Source organism: Achromobacter agilis (assembly GCF_900496965.1).
Lineage (GTDB): Bacteria > Pseudomonadota > Gammaproteobacteria > Burkholderiales > Burkholderiaceae_B > Achromobacter > Achromobacter agilis.
Genome location: NZ_UFQB01000038.1, coordinates 18,762 through 38,894, shown reverse-complemented (window position 1 = coordinate 38,894; position 20,133 = coordinate 18,762). Strand labels below are relative to the sequence as shown.

At 62.1% G+C, this 20,133-nt stretch carries 19 protein-coding genes and 1 pseudogene; 7 read left to right on the top strand and 13 right to left on the bottom strand.

From position 1 onward, the window contains the following. Positions 1–16: 16 nt before the first annotated feature. Positions 17–865, bottom strand: coding sequence for a MurR/RpiR family transcriptional regulator (locus AGI3411_RS28565; protein ID WP_129530675.1), 849 nt, complete (start codon positions 863–865; stop codon positions 17–19). 187 nt (positions 866–1,052) lie between these two features. On the opposite strand from AGI3411_RS28565, the gene AGI3411_RS28560 reads away from it, so the two are divergent. Further along, positions 1,053–1,439, top strand: coding sequence for an I78 family peptidase inhibitor (locus AGI3411_RS28560; protein WP_129530674.1), 387 nt, complete (start codon positions 1,053–1,055; stop codon positions 1,437–1,439). A 31-nt stretch (positions 1,440–1,470) separates the two neighbouring features. Here AGI3411_RS28560 and AGI3411_RS28555 read toward each other — a convergent pair whose 3' ends face one another. The 7 genes from AGI3411_RS28555 to AGI3411_RS28525 form a co-directional block, all read right to left on the bottom strand. Continuing rightward, on the bottom strand, positions 1,471–2,436 hold the full coding sequence (locus AGI3411_RS28555) for a LysR family transcriptional regulator (protein WP_129530673.1): 966 nt from the start codon (positions 2,434–2,436) through the stop codon (positions 1,471–1,473). A 44-nt stretch (positions 2,437–2,480) separates the two neighbouring features. Beyond that, positions 2,481–3,215, bottom strand: coding sequence for an amino acid ABC transporter ATP-binding protein (locus AGI3411_RS28550; RefSeq protein ID WP_129530672.1), 735 nt, complete (start codon positions 3,213–3,215; stop codon positions 2,481–2,483). An 11-nt stretch (positions 3,216–3,226) separates the two neighbouring features. Continuing rightward, on the bottom strand, positions 3,227–3,916 hold the full coding sequence (locus AGI3411_RS28545) for an amino acid ABC transporter permease (RefSeq protein ID WP_129530671.1): 690 nt from the start codon (positions 3,914–3,916) through the stop codon (positions 3,227–3,229). Continuing rightward, the gene (locus tag AGI3411_RS28540; RefSeq protein WP_129530670.1) at positions 3,909–4,598 is read right to left on the bottom strand and encodes an amino acid ABC transporter permease; all 690 of its coding nucleotides are present in this window, start codon (positions 4,596–4,598) and stop codon (positions 3,909–3,911) included. The genes AGI3411_RS28545 and AGI3411_RS28540 overlap by 8 nt, the downstream gene beginning before the upstream one ends. Positions 4,599–4,719: 121 nt before the next feature. Beyond that, a complete protein-coding gene (locus AGI3411_RS28535) occupies positions 4,720–5,541 on the bottom strand; it encodes an ABC transporter substrate-binding protein (RefSeq protein WP_165359301.1) in 822 nt (273 codons plus the stop codon). Positions 5,542–5,622: 81 nt separating this feature from the next. After that, positions 5,623–6,825, bottom strand: a complete 1,203-nt coding sequence (locus AGI3411_RS28530) for an aminotransferase class I/II-fold pyridoxal phosphate-dependent enzyme (RefSeq protein WP_129530669.1) — start codon at positions 6,823–6,825, stop codon at positions 5,623–5,625. Beyond that, complete coding sequence (locus AGI3411_RS28525) at positions 6,822–7,502, bottom strand: RraA family protein (protein ID WP_129530668.1); 681 nt, start codon at positions 7,500–7,502, stop codon at positions 6,822–6,824. The genes AGI3411_RS28530 and AGI3411_RS28525 overlap by 4 nt, the downstream gene beginning before the upstream one ends. Positions 7,503–7,860: 358 nt before the next feature. Between AGI3411_RS28525 and AGI3411_RS28520 the strand changes: the two genes are divergently transcribed. The 4 genes from AGI3411_RS28520 (at position 7,861) to AGI3411_RS28505 (ending at position 13,230) form a co-directional block, all read left to right on the top strand. Next, a complete protein-coding gene (locus tag AGI3411_RS28520; RefSeq protein ID WP_165359300.1) occupies positions 7,861–8,373 on the top strand; it encodes a sigma-70 family RNA polymerase sigma factor in 513 nt (170 codons plus the stop codon). Between the two features lie 4 nt (positions 8,374–8,377). Further along, positions 8,378–9,391, top strand: a complete 1,014-nt coding sequence (locus tag AGI3411_RS28515; RefSeq protein WP_129530667.1) for a FecR domain-containing protein — start codon at positions 8,378–8,380, stop codon at positions 9,389–9,391. 102 nt (positions 9,392–9,493) lie between these two features. After that, a complete protein-coding gene (locus tag AGI3411_RS28510) occupies positions 9,494–12,025 on the top strand; it encodes a TonB-dependent siderophore receptor (RefSeq protein WP_129530666.1) in 2,532 nt (843 codons plus the stop codon). Positions 12,026–12,048: 23 nt separating this feature from the next. Then, positions 12,049–13,230, top strand: coding sequence for a PepSY-associated TM helix domain-containing protein (locus AGI3411_RS28505; protein ID WP_244240472.1), 1,182 nt, complete (start codon positions 12,049–12,051; stop codon positions 13,228–13,230). Positions 13,231–13,388: 158 nt separating this feature from the next. Here the strand turns inward: AGI3411_RS28505 and AGI3411_RS30640 are convergent. From AGI3411_RS30640 to AGI3411_RS28480, 5 genes and pseudogenes are all read right to left on the bottom strand, one after another. Then, a pseudogene (locus AGI3411_RS30640) lies at positions 13,389–13,739 on the bottom strand (phosphotransferase); the annotation flags it as partial. 62 nt (positions 13,740–13,801) lie between these two features. Next, complete coding sequence (locus AGI3411_RS30595) at positions 13,802–14,125, bottom strand: hypothetical protein (protein WP_129530684.1); 324 nt, start codon at positions 14,123–14,125, stop codon at positions 13,802–13,804. A 6-nt stretch (positions 14,126–14,131) separates the two neighbouring features. After that, positions 14,132–15,058 carry an alpha/beta hydrolase gene (locus tag AGI3411_RS28490; RefSeq protein ID WP_129530665.1) on the bottom strand — a complete coding sequence of 309 codons (927 nt, stop codon included), beginning with the start codon at positions 15,056–15,058 and terminating at the stop codon, positions 14,132–14,134. A 205-nt stretch (positions 15,059–15,263) separates the two neighbouring features. After that, positions 15,264–15,890, bottom strand: coding sequence for a tyrosine-type recombinase/integrase (locus AGI3411_RS28485; RefSeq protein WP_129530664.1), 627 nt, complete (start codon positions 15,888–15,890; stop codon positions 15,264–15,266). 139 nt (positions 15,891–16,029) lie between these two features. Then, positions 16,030–17,043 carry a helix-turn-helix domain-containing protein gene (locus AGI3411_RS28480; RefSeq protein WP_165359299.1) on the bottom strand — a complete coding sequence of 338 codons (1,014 nt, stop codon included), beginning with the start codon at positions 17,041–17,043 and terminating at the stop codon, positions 16,030–16,032. A 35-nt stretch (positions 17,044–17,078) separates the two neighbouring features. Between AGI3411_RS28480 and AGI3411_RS28475 the strand changes: the two genes are divergently transcribed. Then, positions 17,079–18,542: a DUF1254 domain-containing protein gene (locus tag AGI3411_RS28475; protein WP_129530662.1), complete on the top strand. Its 1,464-nt coding sequence runs from the start codon at positions 17,079–17,081 to the stop codon at positions 18,540–18,542. Positions 18,543–18,628: 86 nt separating this feature from the next. Continuing rightward, positions 18,629–20,119, top strand: coding sequence for a DUF1254 domain-containing protein (locus tag AGI3411_RS28470; protein ID WP_129530661.1), 1,491 nt, complete (start codon positions 18,629–18,631; stop codon positions 20,117–20,119). Positions 20,120–20,133 lie beyond the last annotated feature (14 nt).

The window sequence follows — 20,133 nt, the reverse complement described above, 5'->3', positions numbered from 1 at the left end:
AGTCTCCTCTTGACGTTCAGCGATGCAAGTCGCCGTAGTGTTCGTGCAGCCGTTCGATGTTCTGCAACCGTTCGCGCGCGGCCGGCCCGAGCTTGCGCCCCAAGGCCGAGCACAAATGGTTGATCAGGCTGGTGGCGGCGACGTAGGAATCGAAAACCGCCGCGCCGCGATTGGCACAGCGCAGGACCAGGTCCGAGCGGGCCGGCAGTTCGGTCGCGGTGGGGTCGGTCAACGCCACGACCTTGGCGCCGACGTGGTTCGCGTGTTCGACGATGGGCTTGAGCAAGGTGACGCGGCGGCGGAAATCCATCACCAGCAAAACGTCGTCCGGCCCCAGGCCGGCCAGGTCCTCGGCCAGGTTCAGCCCCGCCCCCGGCACCAGCGCGATGCCGTCGCGCAGCTGCGTCATCAGCGCCCAGGCGTATTGCGCCAGCATGCGGCCGTTGCGGAAACCCGCAATGCAGACGCGGCGCGCGCCGGCAAACAGTTCCACCGCGCGCTCGACGTCGCGGCGGTCGAGCCGTTCGAACGTCTGCGCCAGGTTCTGCAGGTCCGTGGCCAGATGCGCGGCAAGCGCATCGCCGGCGGCATCGGGCGCACGCACGCCGGCCATTTCGTATAGCGGCGATCCGCGGCCGGACTCGTCGCGCGCCTGCGCCCGCGCCTCATTGAAATTCTCGTAGCCCAGCCGCCGGAAAAACCGCCCCGCCGTGGCCTTGGACACGCCCGCCTTCCGCGCCAGTTCGGCGCCCGAATAGGCCGCGATATTGCCCAGGCACTCCAGCGTCACATGGGCGAGCCGCTGCTCGCTCTCGGTAAAGGTGTCCTGCTGCGCAAGAATGCGTTCTTGCAACGTCGATGTCATGGCGGCCACGTTGATGAAACTATAGTTTCAACGGTATATATTCGTGAAACCATGGTGTCAACGCAAATATCGCGCTCGCGCCACCGATGGCAGGCGCCGCCGCCAGCCGTGCCAGGGGCCCCGCTCACAGTGCGGCGAGGCTGGTCTATCATGGCTTTTTTTGACGCGTTGTTGTAAGGAGCTTTACATGATCCGCAAGTTGATCCCTTTCCTGTTGGTCGCCGGCCTGACCGCATGCGCCAATACCGGCGCGCCGCGTTCGTCCAGCGCTGCGACCTCCAGCTCCTCCAGCGCGCCATCCTCGTCCGAGTCCGTTTCCGGCTCCTCGTCCGGCATGTCCAGCGCCTCGGGCTATGGCAGCAGCAGCGGCAAGACTTGCGACGCCGCGGCGCTGCAATCGCAGATCGGCCAGAAAGCCACCGCGACCGTCATGGAAGACCTGCGCACGCGCAGCGGCAGCACCACCGCCCGCATGCTGCGTCCGGGCCAGCTGGTGACCATGGAATACAACGCCACGCGCCTCAACCTGATCGTGGACGACAAGGACGTGATGACCGCGATCCGCTGCGGCTGATTCCGGACCGACCCGCGCGGCCCGCCCCCGGCTACGCCTCGGGCAGCCGGGCCGCCGGCGGCACATGGGGCAGGAACGCCCCCGCCACCTCGAAAGCGCATTCCTCGCGCGCGATGTCGATGACCCGTGACACCACCGGGTTGACGAGATTCTTCTTGTGCACGGCGTAGTAGTTGATCGTGGGCAGGTCGGGCTGCACGTTCAGCTGGCACAACGCGCCGCGCTCCACCAGCGGCGCGAAGTACGCGCCCGGCAGGTAGCTGATGCCCAGGCCCAGCATCGTCAGCTGCGCCATCATCCCCAGGCTGTTGCAGGTCAGCACGCGCTTGACCGGCAGGCCCTGTTCCGCGAACCAGGCGTCATACAGATGCGACAGGGCCGAATTGGTGGGCTGCGAGATCACCGGATACGGCGCCAGGTCCTGGGGGGTCAGGCTGGCGGAAAAATCGATATCCAGCGCCGGGCTGGCCATCCACACATTGGTGACAGCCCCCAGGTGGCAGCAATCGTACTGGTATCCCCAGAACGGCCCCGGCATGATGGCCAGGTCCAGTTCGTCCTGCTCCAGCCTTTCATATAGCGTGATGCCGCCGTCGATCTCGGGCATCAGCTGCACGCGGGGATAGCGCAGGCTGATCTGGCTGATCAGCCGCGCCAGCCAGGTCATGCCGACCAGTTCCGTCACGCCCAGCCGCAGCACGCCTTCGAAACTGGCCGGGTCGGCCATGTTCTGCACGATGCGGCTGTTCAGGTCCAGCATTTCGCGCGCGAGCTCGAACAGCTTGCGGCCCTGCGGCGTCATGATCAGCTTCTTGGCCCGGCGCTCGAACAGCGGCGCGCCGGCGAAGGCTTCCAGCTCGCCCACCCGTTTGGCGACCGCCGACTGGGTCGTGTGCAGCTTGCGCGAAGATGCGCTGAAGCTGCCCAGTTCGGAGCTCCAGTAAAAGGCCTCTAGCTGTTTAAGGGTGTACATCGCGGCGGTCGATGCGAAACGCATGGAAACCCTCACATTAACATCGCCGCCGCGCCATCCGCCGCCGCTCAGCCGCGCGGATGCAGGATGTCGGCCAGGAAGCGCTGCGCGCGCGGATGGGACGGCGCGCTGAAGAAGCGCTCGGGCGTATCCGCCTCCAGGATCTCGCCGCCGTCCATGAAGACGACCCGGTCGCAGACATCGCGCGCGAAGCCCATTTCATGGGTCACGCACACCATCGTCATGCCGTCCTTGGCCAGGGATTTCATCACCTGCAGCACCTCGCCCACCATTTCCGGATCGAGCGCGCTGGTGGGTTCGTCGAACAGCATCACCGGCGGCTGCAGGGCCAGCGCCCGGGCAATCGCCACGCGCTGTTGCTGCCCCCCGGACAGCGATCCCGGATAGGCGTCGATCTTGTGCTCCAGGCCCACGCGCGCGAGCAGGCTGCGCGCCAGTTCCATGGCCTGCTTGCGCGGCTGCTTGCGAATGTTGACGGGCGCAAAGACGACGTTGTCCAGCACGCTCATGTGCGGAAACAGGTTGAACTGCTGGAACACGAAGCCGATCTTCTGGCGCAGCGCGTTCAGGTTGGCACCCTTGGCGTAGATGTCCGCGCCATCGATCAGGATGCGCCCCTTCTCGATGGGTTCCAGGCGGTTGATCGTCCGGATCATGGTGGACTTGCCCGAGCCCGATGGGCCGCACACCACCAGCACCTCGCCGCGCCCCACCGAAAGATCCACGTCTTTCAGCACATGATGCGCGCCGTACCACTTGTTCACTTTTTCTAGATTGATCATGTTTTGTTCCTTCAAGCCATGGCGCGCGAGCGGCGGATGCGCAAGTCCAGCCAGCTCAGGCCGCGGCTCAGGCTGAAGCACACCAGGAAATAAATGATGGCCAGGATGCCGAACACCTGCAGCGGCTTGGTCAGCACCAGGTTGTTGACCTGGTTGGCCGCGAAGGTCAGTTCATTGACGCTGATGACATAGCCCAGCGAGGTCTCCTTGATGGTGGAGACGAACTGGCTGGTCATGCTGGGCAGCACGTTGAACAGCGCCTGCGGCAGCACCACCCGGCGCATCGTGGTCCAGTAGCCCACGCCCAGCGAACGCGACGCTTCGATCTGGCCGCGCGGCACCGCCTCGATGCCCGAACGGATCACTTCCGACAGATAGGCGCTTTCATAGACCACCAGCGCCGCGATCAGCGTCCAGAAGCCGCTGATCACCTGCCCGGTCAGCTTGGGCACCACGAAGTAGGCCCAGAAGATCAGCATCAGCAGTGGCATGCCGCGCACCACGTTGACCAGCACCTTGCTGGCCGTGCGCAGCCAGCCATAGGGGCTGACCCGCGCCAGCGCGATCAGGAGCGCCAGCGGCAGCGACAAAGCCAGGCCGCAGGCGGCCAGGATCAGCGTCAGCGCCAGTCCGCCCAGCGGTCCGTTGGGGTATTGGCCTACCAGCAGCGTCGGCCAGTATTGCGACAGGAGATCAAGCACCGTGGCCTCCCCGGTTCAAACGATAGCGGTCATAGATGCGCGATCCGATGAGCATGATGAGGAACGATCCCAGCAGATACATGATCGTGGCGGCGCCAAAAGTGGCAAAGGTGCGGTAGGTCTCGTTTTCGATCTCGCGGGCCTGATAGGTCAGCTCCATCACGCCGATGGCCATGGCCACGCTGGTGTTCTTGAACAACAGCAGCGCGCGCCCCACCAGCGGCGGAATCGAAATCCGCACCGCCTGCGGCACGATCACGAAACGCATGCATTGCAGATAGCTGGCGCCCAGCGCCCGGGCGGCCTCGAACTGCGTGAACGGAATGGCGCGCAAACCGCTGCGGATGTCTTCGGCGATGTACGCCGCCGACCCCAGCGCCAGCGCAATCGCCGCCAGCGACATCTCGGCGTTGTGCTGGTACAGCCACATGCGGAAACCCTCCGGCAGCAGCTCGGGCATGCCGAAATACCAGAACAGCACCTGTACCAGCAAAGGCACGTTGCGGTGGTATTCCACATAGGCGTCGACCAGCCAGCGGCACGCCGCCAGGTTGGTGGCGCGCACCACCACCAGCGTGACCGCAATGGTGAACGCCATGACCCACGCGACCAGGAACAGCTGCACCGTGACCACCATGCCGCTGAACAGCTGCTGGTATTGGGTAGCGTCAAGTAAGTCCATAGAACGATAAATCTCCTGCGTGCGCGCGGCCCAAGACCAACGTCACGGCTTCCGGCGGATCGCTACGCGCGGCGCCGGAAACCGTGACGGAAGCTTACGGGCCGCGCCGTGGCCCTCGGAATCAGCCGGCGATGGGGCCGATCTTGAAACTGCGCTCCAGCTTGTAAGGCGTTGCGGGGCCGAACCACTTCTCGAACAGCTTGGCGGCCGCGCCGGAGCTTTCCGCCTCGTCCAGCGCCTGGTTCACCACTTCCAGGAAGCGCGGTTCCGACTTGCGCACGCCCAGGCCCCAGGGCTCGTCGAACACGGACTTGGCGATCACGCTGACCGGCGCGGAGGGCGGGCTTTGCAGCACCAGGCGCACCAGCACCAGCTCAGACGCGAACTGCGCGTCCACCTTCTTCTGCTGCAAGGCCAGGTAGGTAGCCGAGCTGTCGCCATAGCCAATGACCTGCGACTTATCCAGGATGCGCTTGATCTCGCGCTCCGAGCTGGACCCCTTGGTCGCGCCAATGCGGCGGCCGTTCAGCGACTCGATCGTGTCCAGCCCCGAATCCTTGCGCACCAACAGCTTTTGCGGACTGACGTAATAGGAGTGGCTGAAGGCGATCTGCTGCGCGCGATCGGGCGAATAGCCCAGATTGGCGGCCAGAATGTCCACGCGCCCTTCGTTCAGTTCCGGCACGCGCGCCGCCACCGACAGGAGCTTGTAGTTGACCTTGACCCCGAGCTTGTCCGCCACCAGCTTGCAGACGTCCACGTCGTAGCCCACCAGCTGGCGCGTGGCGCCGTCCTGGAAGCTGAACGGCTGCGAGGTGCCCAGCGTGCCGCAGACCAGCTCGCCGCGCGCCTTGATGTCATCCACCTGATCGGCCTGGGCGGCGGTGCCCATGACCAGCGTGGCCAGGCCCAGGCAGGCCGCGTAGAGAGTGTGGCGTTTCATGGTTGATTCCCCTTGTTGTGTGATGAACTGACTGGAAATGGTGCCCCCGCAGGGGCGGCTTCATGGAATACGCGGCTGGCCTCAGGCCAGCCTGGCGCAGGCTTCCCGTATGGCGGAGCATCCCTGCCGGATATCGTCCAGCGACGCCGCGAACGACAGCCGGAACGTGCCCGGCGCGCCATAGGCATGGCCGTCGATCACGGCAACCCCCGCTTCGCGCAGCAGATAGTGCGTCAGGTCGGTATCGGTCGCGATCACGTCGCCGGCCGGCGTCTTCTTGCCCAGCAGGCCGGAGCAGTCCGGAAACACGTAGAACGCGCCTTGCGGCACGACGATGTCCAGGCCCGGCGTGCCCGACAGCTCGGCGATCGCCAGATCGCGGCGCTGGCGGAACACCTTGGCAAACTCCGCCACGCAATCCTGCGGGCCCGACAGCGCCTCCAGCGCAGCCGCCTGGCTGACCGACGACGCGCCCGACGTACTCTGCGACTGCAGGATGGCCATCGCCTTGATCAGCTCGTCCGGCCCTGCGCCATAACCGATGCGCCAGCCCGTCATCGCATAGGCCTTCGACACGCCATTGACCACCAGCGTGCGCGCCGCCAGTGCGGGCGCCACCTGCAGCGGATGCACCGTCGGTTCGTCCGTGAAATTCAGGCGCGCGTAGATATCGTCCGTCATCAGCCAGACCTGCGGATGGCGTTCCAGCACCTTGGCCAGCCCGCGCAGCTCGTCGGCAGTGTAGACCGAGCCGGTCGGATTGCTGGGCGCATTCATCATCAGCCACTTCGTGCGCGGCGTAATCGCCCGCTCCAGCGCCTCCGGCGTCACCTTGTAGCCGGTCGCCGGCGTCGTCTCCACCGCCACCGGCACGCCGCCGTTGACCAGCACCATGTCCGGGTACGACACCCAGAACGGCGCCGGGATCAGCACCTCGTCGCCGTCGTTCAACGTGGCGGCCAGGCCATTGAAGATCACCTGCTTGGCGCCCGTGCTGACAATGATGCGCCCCACCGGGTAGTCGACGCCGGTCGCTTCCAGCAAGTGCTGGGCGGCGGCACGGCGCAGCGCCACCGTGCCCTGGGCCGGCGGGTACTTGGTCTCGCCCCGGTTCATCGCGGCAGTGGCCGCCTGCCGGATATGCACCGGCGTGGAAAAATCCGGCTCCCCGATCGTCAGATCGATAATACGGCGGCCCTGCTCGCGCAGTTCCGCAATGATCGCGCGCGCCGCCACGCTGGGCGACAGCTTGATGCGCTTGATGCGGTCGGCGACGATGCTCATTTCGCGGCCCCCGTCTTCTCGGCGATGGTCTTCTCCAGCCAGGGCTTGGTATAGGTGCCGGCGCGCAGTTTTTCCTTGGCCACCGCTTCGTCGGCTTCCTTCTTGGTCGCCAGGGCCAGCACCGCCGCGGCATGCTCCGCAGGAATCACCACCACGCCATCGGCGTCGCCAACCACCACGTCGCCGGGATTGACCACTTGGCCCCCCACCGACACCGGCACATTGATCTCGCCCGGGCCATCCTTGTACGGCCCCTTGTGCGACACGGCCCGCGCGAAGCAGCCGAACTGCCCCTGCGCAAACACATCCAGATCGCGCACCGCGCCATCGATCACAAAGCCTTCGATGCCGCGCGCCTGCGCATCCATCATCATCAGCTCGCCCACCAGCGCATTGCTGGTATCGCCAGCGCCGTCCACCACGATCACATCGCCCGCGCCACCCAGCGATATCGCTTTGTGAATCATCAGGTTATCGCCCGGGCGGGTCTTGACGGTGAGCGCCAGGCCGACCGTGCGCTGGTTGCCGGCGTGCAGCGGCCGCAAGCCCGAAACGCCGTACAGGCGGTTCATGCAGTCGCTGATCTGGGCCGAGCCGATGGCGGCAAAACCGGCCAGCACGTCGGGGGAAACGGCCGGGGCGGAACGGGAAAGAATGCGGTATCCGATGGGATTCATGAGGAAGTCTGCTGGGGTAAATGCGTGAACGGCGTTAAGCGAACACGCATTACAAGGCCCTGCGGGGCATTCCTCAAAACGATATAAATTCCCACTCATGTAGGAATTTTATTCGTGGATTGTGCGCTTAAGGGTTATCCCTTATTCGTGCATCGACGCTCCGTTGCCTCCATTGGCGTTGCGCGTCTCCACCAGCGCCACCGTCAGGTGGGAAAGAACTGGATCAACGCTGGCGCCTTGTACGTCGCACCGCCCGCAGCTGCATCGTCCTCGCCATGCCGCGCCTGTTCCCAATTAGTTTCACTATGTATAATGCGATCAATTCTCATTTGATTCGTTGTTTCCATATTCTGTCCTCATGCCAGCCCAGGATCTACCTATTACCGATGATTTGGCAGGACTGTATGTCGAGCACGGCAAGTGGCTTCAGGGTTGGCTGCGCAGGCGCGTCGGCGACACTTTCGCGGCAGCCGACCTGGCGCAGGACACTTTTCTAAGCCTGCTGGACCGCAAGACCGCGGCTCTCGAGATCCGGGAGCCGCGTCCGTTCCTGGCGACGGTTGCCCGGCGGCTCCTCGCACACCGCCACCGCCGGCAGTTGCTCGAAACCGCTTATCTCGAGGCTCTCGCCTGCCTGCCGGAAGAAGAGGCTCCCTCGCCGGAAGCACAGCTAATGGCCGTCGAAAGCCTGCAGCAGATCGATCGCGTGCTCGATGGTCTGCCTCCCAAGGTTCGAGAAGCTTTTCTGTTGGCGCACTTGGTCGAACTGAGCTACGCCGAAATTGCCGAGCGCTTGGGGACTTCGACCAGTTCAGTAAAGCAATATCTGACCAGGGCCAACCGCGAATGCATGTTCGCGCTGGCGACCTGAACCCATGGCTTCTCATAAAGACACGCTAACCCTGCCTAGCGGCCGGGTCATCAGCCGGGCTACTGCGGATGCTGCGGCGGATTGGCTCACGCTGCTGATGTCCGGCGAGGCTGGCGATGAACAGCAAGGCCAATGGCGCCAATGGCGCCAGGCACATGTCGATCATGAGGCCGCTTGGCAACACGTCGAATCCGTCACGGGCCGGATGAAATCGCTGGAGCGTGCTCCGGCTTACGCGGCCTTGTCGTCCTATGTCACGACCGATCAGCCGCCCTCCACCGCCCGCCGACGGGTCACCCGAATGCTCCTGTGGGGGGGAATGGTCACCAGCGCCGGGCTGTTCGCTTCGCGCACTGACACCTGGCAGGCCCGCACGGCCGACTACCGCAGCAACACGGGTGAGCAACGCGACTTCACACTAGAGGACGGTACCCGGCTGACGCTGAACACCGATAGCGCAATCAATGTGCGCTTTGACGCGAACCAGCGCCGAATCCTGCTGGTGGCGGGCGAGATCATGATTGCGACTCGCCACGGGCCGGGGCTGGCCGATCCGCGGCCACTGTCGGTGGTAACCGCCGAAGGCAGCATCCGTTCGCTGGGTACACGGTTCACAGTACGACAGCACGCTGGACGGACCAATGTGGCGGTTCTGGAAAGCGCTGTGGAAGTCTCTCCCCGCGCCGGATCCGGCGCTGCGAGTGTGCTGCACGCCGGCCAGCAGACCCAGTTCAGCCGCGATGCCGTCGAGGCGCCGCGCTCGATCAGTGAGCAGGCGGATGCATGGGCGCGGGGTCAGCTGGTGGCTGACGAGCAGCGGCTGGCCGAGTTCGCTGCCGAACTGGATCGCTATCGGCGGGGCGTATTGCGCGTCGATCCGCAAATCGCAAATCTGCGCCTTTCGGGTGTCTTTCCATTGGCGGACACGGACCGGATCCTGGCTACGCTGCCCAGCGTGCTGCCGGTACGCGTGCAATGGCGCACCCGTTACTGGGCGACGATCGTACCGGCGGATTGAGGCCCGGGAAAAAATTTTTCGAATTGACTGCCCGATTGGCATGTTCGCGGCACCTACCTAGGAAGGACCGGGATTTTCGGAGGTCCAATCCAGAGGAAGAACATGCCGAACCTGCACCGCGCCCACGATTCGGAGCGCCCTTACCCATCGTCTACTGCGTTTGCCGCCCTGACGCTGACCGCCGCCCTCGCGGCAGGCGTTCCGGCCGCCGTGCTAGCGCAAGGCGCCGCGCCTGCAGCGGCAGGAACCGCCGCGGTCGAATTCAGGATTGCCGCCGGGCCGCTGGCGCCCGCTTTGCGTCAGTTGGCCAGCACGGCCAACATCATGTTGACCTTTACCGCCGAGCAAACCCAGGGCAAGCGCACGGCCGGCGTGAGCGGTCGCCATCCCGCCGCGGGCGCGCTGACCCTTTTGCTTGCCGGTAGCGGCCTGCGGGCCGTGCAACTGGACAATGGCGCGTACGTGCTGCAAGTCGACGAGACGCTCTCCCCCGCCGCGTCCGACGCCGCCACGCTGCCTATGGTTACGGTAACCGGCACAACGGTAGCCGACGGCACTACCGAGGGCACGGATTCGTACACCACCAGCAGCATGGCCACGGCCACCCGGCTCAACCTCTCCATGCGCGAGACGCCGCAGTCGGTCACCGTCATTACCAGCGAACTCATCAAGGATCAGAACCTGCAGACGATCAACGATGTGGTGCAGGCTGCCCCGGGTCTGACGTACCGGCGCTTCGGGCCAGAGCGCGCTTCTTTTTATGCGCGCGGCATGTATGTGGACAACATCATGTTCGACGGTCTGCCCGTGAGCCTGGACAGTTCCAACCTGTCGCAGGACCTGCTGTCGACCGACATGGCTATTTATGACCGCGTGGAGATCGTGCGTGGCGCCACCGGACTGGTCCAGGGTGCAGGGAATCCGTCGGCCGCGATCAACCTGGTGCGCAAGCGGCCGACCGATGTGCCGCAGGTATCCGCCGACGTGAGCGCCGGCAGTTGGGACCACTATAGAGCCCAGCTGGACGCCTCTGGTCCGCTATCGGAGGACGGCAGCCTACGCGGCCGCGCCGTGATCGCCACTCAGGACTATGGAAGCTACAAGCGTGGCGAAAACAGCAGCGGCCAGACGTTTTACGGGATCCTGGAAAAGGATTTGACTGCCTCCACCACGCTCACGCTCAGCGCGTTGCACCAAGAGAACAGGTTGCATGGCAATGGCTTTACCGGCTTGCCCGTGGCCCACGACGGTAGTGATCTGGATCTGCCTCGATCCACGTCGTATGCCAATGACTGGGAACATTGGAACAAGAACACCACCTCGGCATTCGTGGGGCTCGACCACCGCTTCGAAAATGGCTGGCGTACGCATCTGTCGGCCTATTACGCGCAGGCCGAGGTCGACATGCTGGGCCATTACCTCAATTACAACGTCACCACCGAAAAATACCGCCAATTAGGCGCGCGCAACGCCCATAAGGAAAAGCAGAGCAGCGTGGACCTGTATGCCAACGGTCCCTTTGAATTGCTGGGCCGCACGCATGGGCTGGTGCTGGGCGCCAGCTACCGCAACATCGATTTCGACGGCAACAGCCGTCAAGGCGTGGTTCTCTACGATAACCTCGATCTCTACGACTTCGACCCGAGTGCCGTCGCCAATCCCAACATCCCGCTGCGGGACTGGATGGACGCCGACATCACCCAGCAAAGCTTGTACGCCACGACCCGCCTGAACCTGGCCGATCGGCTGAAACTGATATTGGGCGGACGGTTGGACTGGTTCGACTACAACGACACCGTCAACACGTATCCGAGCTTTACCGCCAATACGCCATCCGTCAGTGCGCATAACCGCTACCGCATCAATAACCAACTGACAAAGTACGCCGGCATCGTCTACGACTTGAACGACCAGCATTCGGTTTACGCCAGCTACACGGACATCTTCAAGCCTCAGAATTACATGGATGCCAGCAACAATCTGCTGGATCCGGTGATCGGTCAAAACTATGAAATCGGCATCAAAGGCGAATACTTCAATGGCGCGCTGAATGCCTCGGCGGCATTGTTCCGCATGGACCAGAAAAACCGCGCCTTCCGCAGCACCGATCAGACCCAATGCGCCGGCTACCCGACTGTTGCCTGCTATTCGGCCGCTGGCGAAGTACGCAGCCAGGGCGTGGAATTCGAGTTGCAGGGCGCCATCACCCCCAACTGGCAAGTGAGTCTGGGCTACACAGTGGCGATCGCGCGCTATCGCAAGGATGCGAATCCCGACAATGTGGGCGAGCTGTTCGACACCGACACGCCGCGACACCTGTTCAAGCTGTCAACGATGTACCGGCTGTCTGGCGCTTTGCAGGGCTGGCGCATCGGCGGCTCGGTCTACCGCCAGGGCTCCATTTACAACCAGGGGACCACGAGCGGCGTGCCGTTCCGCATCAGCCAAGACGCCTACACCCTGGCCGACCTGGTAGTGGGCTGGCAGGCAACGCCGAAACTGGATGTACAGCTCAACATCAACAATATCTTTGACAAGAAGTACTACAACGCGCTGTCCGGCAATGTGGGCTTTCCGAGCAATGTCTATGGCGAGCCGCGCAGTGTGACACTGTCGGCACGCTACCAGTTCTGATGCGCGGCGGCATGCGTGGCGCGATGGTGCTGCTGCACCGCTGGTGCGGCCTGTTCATCGCGGGTTTCCTATTCGTCGCCGGCTTGACCGGCGCGCTGATCGCGTGGAATCACGAACTCGACGAGTGGGCTAACCCCAAACTGTACGTGGCCGCCTCCGGTGCGGCAGCCAGTGCGCTTGCTCCCTTGGAGTTGGCGCGCCGAGTCGAGGCCGCCGATCCGCGCCTGCGGGTCAGCTTTGTCCCGCTAACGTTGGAGCCTGGCCATACTGCGATGCTGGGTGTCGCCGCGCGCATCGATCCCGCCACCGGAGCGCCCTACGTCCTCGGCTTTAATCAATTGGCCGTGGATCCTGCCACCGGCCAGATCCAGGGGCAGCGGCAGTGGGGCCAAATATCGCTGTCGCGCGAGAACTTGCTGCCCTTTCTCTACAAACTGCACTACACCATGCACATTCCCAAAGGCTGGGGGATCGAATTCGGGGTGTGGCTGATGGGCGTGGTGTCGGCGGTCTGGATTATCGACTGTTTCCTGGCGCTATGTATCTCATTTCCCAATTTGCGCAGTTGGCGTAAGTCGCTGAGATTCCGGCTGCGCCAAGGCGGCGCCAAACTCAATTTCGACGTACATCGCTCGGGTGGCGTATGGGTATGGGGTTTGCTGCTGATGCTGGCCGTGACCTCGGTGTCGCTGAACCTGGGAACGCAAGTAATGCAGCCGCTCGTGTCGGTTTTCTCGACGCTCACGCCCTCGCCATTTCAGTCGCGCCAGGGCAGTCGCGAGCGGGAACTGACTGACCCGCTGCTGCGTCGAGAGCAGGCTATCGCGGCAGCGGAGGCCGAGGGCAGCCGCCGAGGCTGGACTGCTCCCGCCGGGTCTCTTTTCTATGCGCAGCGCTTCGGCATTTACGGCGTGACGTTCCACACGCCGGACGATGACCGCGATGAGAACGGCATGGGGAACAATGTGCTTTACCTGGACGGGGACACGGGTACGATCGTCGGCGAAAGGGTGCCGGGTCAAGGCACCTGGGGCGACGTGTTCATGCAGGCGCAATTGCCGCTGCACTCCGGCCGGCTGCTGGGCACGCCGGGGCGCGTGCTGATATCGCTCATGGGAATTTTTGTTGCGGCGCTGAGCGTGACGGGTTTGGCGATCTGGGTGCGCAAACGTCGGGCGCGGACGGCGCACAGGTTGCGGTCATAGGCGGCACTGCTGGTCATCGTCCAGCACCCTGCTGAGCGTTTGGCGCGACGCATCCCCTCGCGGGCGCCGTCATCCCACTTGGTCAGCGTGATAAGCGCCTTCCAAAGCGCCCAACGCCGCCTCCCAGACGGCCAGCGCAGCTCGGTATCGAGGGAGCCAGCAAGCGCTTCAATGGCCGAACGCGTTTCACCGTCATAGATTGCCAGCGAGCCACCCCAGAAGAAATTGTGCGGGCCAGGCCCAGGGGCATCCGCCGTGTCGGCACGCTGCAACTCGGCAAGAAACGCCGCCAAGGAACGCGCAAACGCCACCATGTCCGCAATCCCCTCAGCGCATGCCGACTCGCCGTCCAGCCAACCATAGACCGACCAGGGCCACGGATAGCCACCCGCCGGAGCCCCCAGCGCAATCGGTGCAGGGATAGGCAAGGACAACTGGGCGGCCAATTTCGGGAGCCAGGCCTGCTCCTTTATGACTTGATCGACGTAAGCGGCACTAGGGAGTCTCACCAGCTTGTCGCCGCCCAGCCGAAAAGTTCAGTTATCCCAGCCGCCGGGCACCCTCTTCGTCGCTACTGGATCGACGCCGGCGCATCGTGCGTTGCGCCGTCTAGCCCCGCGTTGTCCTCATCTTGCAGCGCTTGTTCCAACATGGCGTCGGTCAACGTGCCCATGTGCTCGCAGAGGCCCTCCACGCCCCCCATCAATGCAGCCACCGTCCAGGCGTCCAAGGGCAACGAGCCCGTTGCGTCAGGTTCGGACGCGCTATTGCCGACCATGCGGGCGATGGTCTGGATGGCGTAGCGGGCGCGGTCTATCTGGTAGAGATGGGAAAGGGAAACTGGGCCGGATTCGCGGTCGGTGTCGATCGACCAGGGGTTTTGAGTCAGCCATATGAGGGTTCAGCGCACTGGCAGCAGGTACTTCAACCCCTGCGTGAAGCCTCGGGGTGCGACGGTAAGATGATCTTCGTCGTTCAAGATCGCTGACTTTAGTTTCAAGCTGGAGTATTTTCTGCTCAGCAGCGCCGCTTCCAATGCGCGGTTGTCGGCAACCATGTCCACCGTCTGGTTGTAGCGTCGATCACCTTTGCGCAAAGCCTCATAGGCACCGACATAAAGGTAGACATTCGCCCTCAGGTCGTGATTCTGCTTGGCGTAGCTTGCCTCGAGCTTCAAGGCATATCGCTTGTCGTACCAGATAGAAGGGCTGCCGAGGATATAGCTGCTGAACAAGCCAGGATCGGTGAAAAGCACCTGCATCCCAAGGAGCGCGCCGTAGGAGTGGCCCAGAAAGATCGCTCTGGCAGGGTCTGCGCGATACCGAGCGTTGATGAAGGGCTTTACCTGATCGCGCAGATACTGTTGATAGGCGCGCGCATGACCATGTATCGAATTGGGTGATGCCGTACTTGGGCCGTTTGGTGTCGGCGTGTAATCACGCTGGCGGCTGACTCTGCCGTCCTCGCCCTTTCCATAAGATAAGCCGACGAGAATGAATTCCTCGATCTGTGGGCCTTCAACATTCAGGCGGCGCCCTAGCTGCCGAATGATCGGGAAGGCGTAGTCGGCGTCCGTCACATACAGCACGGGGTAGCGTCGCTGTGGCTGCGTGGCGTAGGACGGTGGCAACGCAACGAAGACTTGGTAGCCGCGGTTGGAAACGGGATCGGGCACGTCCCATACCTCGCTGTCGGTAATCTCGTAGGGGTGCCCGTCGCCAGACTGCACCTTTGGCGTCGATGGGGCCTGGGCGTACGTGGGAGCGATAGAGGAGCCGAGGCTGGTCCAGAGAGCGATCAATACGGCATGTGGAAGGCGTCGGTGCATGTTGCTTTCGTTGATGAGCGCCGTCCTTGGCGCACCGGAATGATTCGGGTCGATGATGGGTGACGTGCATACGCAGCAGTGAGTTGGCAAATACTACTGAATTCGAGATGCCAGCGTGCTCGTATTGGCCTTGGCCGCGGTAGTGCAGGCAATTGGGGAGCGCCTGCTTTTGGCCGGCAAGCGACCGCTCGCCGGCCAGGATGCATCAAACCTCTGTTTGTTCAGCCATCTCAAGAGCATCGTCAACCTCTATGCCAAGGTAGCGAACTGTGCTTTCCAGCTTCGTATGCCCGAGCAGGAGCTGTACAGCCCGAAGATTCTTCGTCCTGCGGTAGATCAGAGAGGCTTTTGTACGGCGCATAGTGTGGGTTCCATATGCGGTATCGTCTAGGCCAATCGATGCGACCCAGCGATGCACAATCCGGGCGTACTGCCGCGTCGATAGATGTGGCGACGTATGCAACCGGTTCGGAAACAGAAAATCCGCCGCCTTTAGCCCTCGCGCCTCGATCCATGCTTCAAGGCTCTCACGGGTTTGCTCCGTAATCTCGAATTGGAACGGACGCTGGGTCTTCTGTTGCATGACGGTAACTCGCGCGGCAACATGGCTTCCGTGACGGATGTCCTGTACCTGCAATCTCGTAAGATCGCACGCTCGAAGCTTGCTATCAATTGCGAGATTGAACATCGCGAGTTCCCGGGTGTTCGAAGCCATCTGAAGCCTCATTCGAATTGCCCAAATTTCTCGGAGCTTTAGGGGCGGCTTCTGCCCGGTCAGCTTTCCCTTGTTCCATGGCACACGACGGCCAACGGCCACATTCGCGGATTCCATGACAATCTCCATTTCAGTAAAGGGAGATTCAGTGTGCTCCTACGCAGGGGCGCTCTCCGCCCCATAGGCGGCGTTTGACGAAACCACGTCATACGCGAAAGCTGGGCCACAATGTTTAGTAGAATGCAGTCCCCCTGCCTCATCGCCTTCTTTCACGCGTGGCCGACGGTGCCTCTCCAAAAATGCGGCGATATTGCCCCAGGGCATAGGAAGAGTACGCATAGCCATGCAGCTCGAACGTCTCGGCAATTGAAGCGTTGCCTCGGGCCGCATTCAGCAAGGCCCAATGTATTGCGTGCAGACGCCTCAAGTGGAGGTACTGCACGGGGCCTAAACCAAAGCAGTTGTGGAAGAAGCTTCTCAATGATCTTCGTCCGAGCGGCAAGCCATCAAGCCTTTCGGCATCCGAGGCGGTCCCGTCCATCAGATCGAATAGGTCTAGCGTGGCATCGCACAACGCGTGAGGCGAGACGCCTGGGCGTCCGATCGCTGCCGATCGCTGGCGGCGCGAGTGCACAAGGGCCACGATGGCGTTCTCGATTAGCAAGCGGCCGGTTGCGGTGGGCGTGCATGGGGCCGACGCGATCAAAGCCGCGTGTTTCAGCGTCTCAATCGCACTCGGCGTCGCGTCCAACATCTGCGTTGATCGGGTCCAGCCGCGCAATATCCTGCCCGCTTCGTTATCCGCATTCAACAGCCATGAAGCCAGGGGCAGGGCGATAGTTGTCCATTCGTTAGGCCCTGCCGCTCGGAAGACAAACCCTCGTCTGGGCGCAAGAACGCCCACCTTGCCGTCAGCAAACGGAACGCCGTTCAACCAGGTGGCGCTAGGCCGTCCCGGAGACAACAAGAACATCAAATGTGTGGGCCAGCCAGAGGCCTCGCACAGATTTGGAACCGTCTCCATGCCCTGCTGAACGGTGATGCCGCCAACATCGGTATGTCCGAGCCGCCATCTTCCGTCCTTAGTGCCCAGTAGACGCACCTTCAGGTCGACATTGACGACCGCATTCTCGAACTGTCCGAACGATTCGAAACGGTGCAACTCCATGGTTTCTCTCGGAAGGCGTGAAGAGTTATTGCCAAAATTACCATGGACTTCACCTTCCGTCGCCGGTAAGAATAATGGCGTTCGACTTAGAAATCCGTCCATTAGGTCCCCGATTCGCATCCCAACCGAGGAACGGCATGATCAAGCAACGAGTCGCAATACTCTCTACTGCGTTTTTTTTCGCGAGCGCGTTTCCATTTCTCTCTGGTGCGGCGCAGAAGCAAGAGGCCACACCGCAGACGCAGCCCTCTCCCAACGTGATCATGCATCCCGAATACGCTCAAGCGATCGGTCGCATGGCGTACGTGTGGGGCTGGCCGATGGTGAATATGCTCAATCGGAACGATCGCATAACCAAGGCCCCGCGTCCCGGCCTGCTTGGCGGAATTTTGCCCGTTGCCCCGCGTGGGCAGGTCGGCATGCTGCACGACTACATTGAACCCAGCGAAACATTCGTCACGTGCCCTAACCAGGACGTGGTCTACGGGCTTGGGTTCTTCTCACTGGACGAAGAGCCGGTCATTGCCCAAGTGCCTGATTTCGGGGAGCGGTTCTGGGTCTATGCGCTCTATGATCACCGCACCAATCAATTCGGGGAACTGGGCAAACCCTACAAGAGCAAGCCCGGCTTCTACTTGTTGGTGGGGCCAAATTGGAAAGGCAAGAAGCCCGAGGGCGTGCAGGCCGTTATTCGCAGCCCGACAGCGCTGGCCAACGTCATTCCGCGCATCTTCATGGATGACACGGACCAAGACCGGCAGGCCATCCAGAAGAAGATCAACCAGGTGGTCTTTTATCCGCTGAAAGACTTCAACGGCAAGATGAAGTCCATCGACTGGAAGGCGACTGCCGACATCCCCAACCCCACCCCGGACAGCGCCAGCGTGGGAGAAACCCGCTGGGTGGTTCCGGAGCGGTTCTTCGATCAGTTCGGCCAAGTGCTCGACATGGTGCCGCCGCTTCCGGGCGAAGAGGCCATGTACGCGCAGTTCCGCGCGGTGATGGCCGCCGCAGCAAAGGACCCGGCCATCAAGGAAGCGTTGATGCAGGTCGCGAAGGAAACGGAGGAACAGGTGATCGCGCCGTTTTTCCAGTGGAAGCACAATGGCGCGCCGGCTGGCAACAACTGGAACCGTTCGGTAAACAATGCCCAGACCGGGGTAGATTACTTCAATCGGACGGGTACGGCGAAGTCGAACATGTTCGACAACCGGCCCATCGAAACGCAGTACTTCTATACCGACATGGACGCCAAGGGAATTCAGCTGGACGGCGGTCAACGGTACGAGATTACCTTCGCTTCGGGGCAACTGCCGCCGGTCAAGGGCTTTTGGTCGCTCACGCTGTATAACAAGCATCATCTTTTCAGTCCAAACGACTTGAATCGGTACTCGTTGGGCACCAAGAACAAGGATCTGGTACGCGGACCGGACGGCTCGCTTACGATCTATGTCGGGCCGACGTCGCCGGGCAAGAACAAGGAGGCCAACTGGCTGCCTTCGCCCACCGAAACCTTTTCGCTCTACATCCGGGCCTATTGGGGCGAGAAGGGCATATTGGACGGCAGTTGGAAGCCGCCGGTCGTCAAAAAGGTTGAATGAACGCGTCTGGCGGCGACGCAGGATTGCAAACCCAGTCCGATTGACAGCATTGGCGCCATGGTCGCGCCATTCTCAGGAGCCTCTACATGCCCGTATTGCCCAAGCTCACGTTGACGGCCGGCATTTTGCTGGCCTCCTTTCCGCCGGCCATGGCGGCTCCTCCGCAGGGCCAGCTACCCATGTCGCCGCTCGTCCAGCAAGTCAACAATGGCAACTGGCTGGATCCCAGCGAAGCCGAAAGCCTGCGCGACGAGCTCTACTACCAGCGCGCCGTGCATGCCTACATGACCATGCTGCCGGCGCTGAACGTGATTGGCATGCGCGACGGGTCGGAGAAGGAATTTGGCGCCGGCTACAACGTGCTCCCCATCTGGAAGCAGCGTATGGATTCACGGACGATGGTGCCCACGCCAAATGCTGACGTCATCTATTCCATGAGCTACCTAGATCTGAAGAAGACCGGCCCGCTCGTGGTGAATGCGCCTCCGAATGTCATTGGCATGTTCACCGACTTCTTTCAGCGCACCATTACGGACGTTGGCGCTATCGGGCCGGACCGGGCCCGAGGCGGCCTTTATTTGCTTTTGCCCCCAGATTACGAGGGGCATGTGCCCGCTAGCTACTTCGCTTTCAAATCACCGACATACAACGTCTTCTTGTTTTTCCGCACGGTGATGGCCAAGGGTGATGGCAAGCCCGATCCAACGCCTGCGGTGAAGAATGCTGAGACGACGAGGGTCTATCCGTTGTGGGCGACGGAAAAGGACATCAAGCCGATGAGTTTTCCGGACGCGAGCGCCAAGCAGATCAACATGATGTATCCCATCGACAGTACTTATTGGACCAAACTGAAGGAGTTCGTTGACTACGAGCCGGTGGAGGCCATCGATCCGGAATTGCGCGGTGTGCTGGCGTCCATCGGCATTATCAAGGGTCAGCCCTTCAAGCCCACCGCGCGGCAGGATGAACTGCTGAAAAAGGCGGTAGAAACCGCGCCTAAGATGATTTTGGCGAATCGACAGTTGGGGCGCGAGGATAAGCGCAATCTGTATTACAAGGATCGATATTACGAAAACACGTGGGCTGGCGGAACGGCTGAATGGATGCAGGATAGCTATCTGGACGTCAATCAGCGCGCGAATTTCTTTCAGTTTGCCTATTCCTCCGCGCCCGCTATGGTCATGCATACCACCGGGGCTGGCTCAAAGTACCCCTTCACGGCGCGAGATCAAGAGGGCAACTTCCTGGAGGGCAGCCACACCTACAAATTGCGGTTGCCGCCAAATCCACCCGCGGCTCTATTCTGGGCGGTCACCGCGTACAACATCACCGACGGCACGATGCCGCAAACCAAGCAATTGCTGCCGTCGACCAATGGCTATTACGACATTCCCAAGCAGTCTGATGGCTCTGTAGAGATCTGGTTTGGACCAGAAAAGCCTGAGGGCGTCGCCGAAACCGCGTTCATCCAAACGATTCCCTCTCGTCATTTCCTTGTTGCCCTGCGCTTGTATGGTGCCCAAGACGCCTTCTACGACCAGACGTGGAAGCCGGACGACGTGGTCAAGGTCAAATGATTCCACGCTGCGGC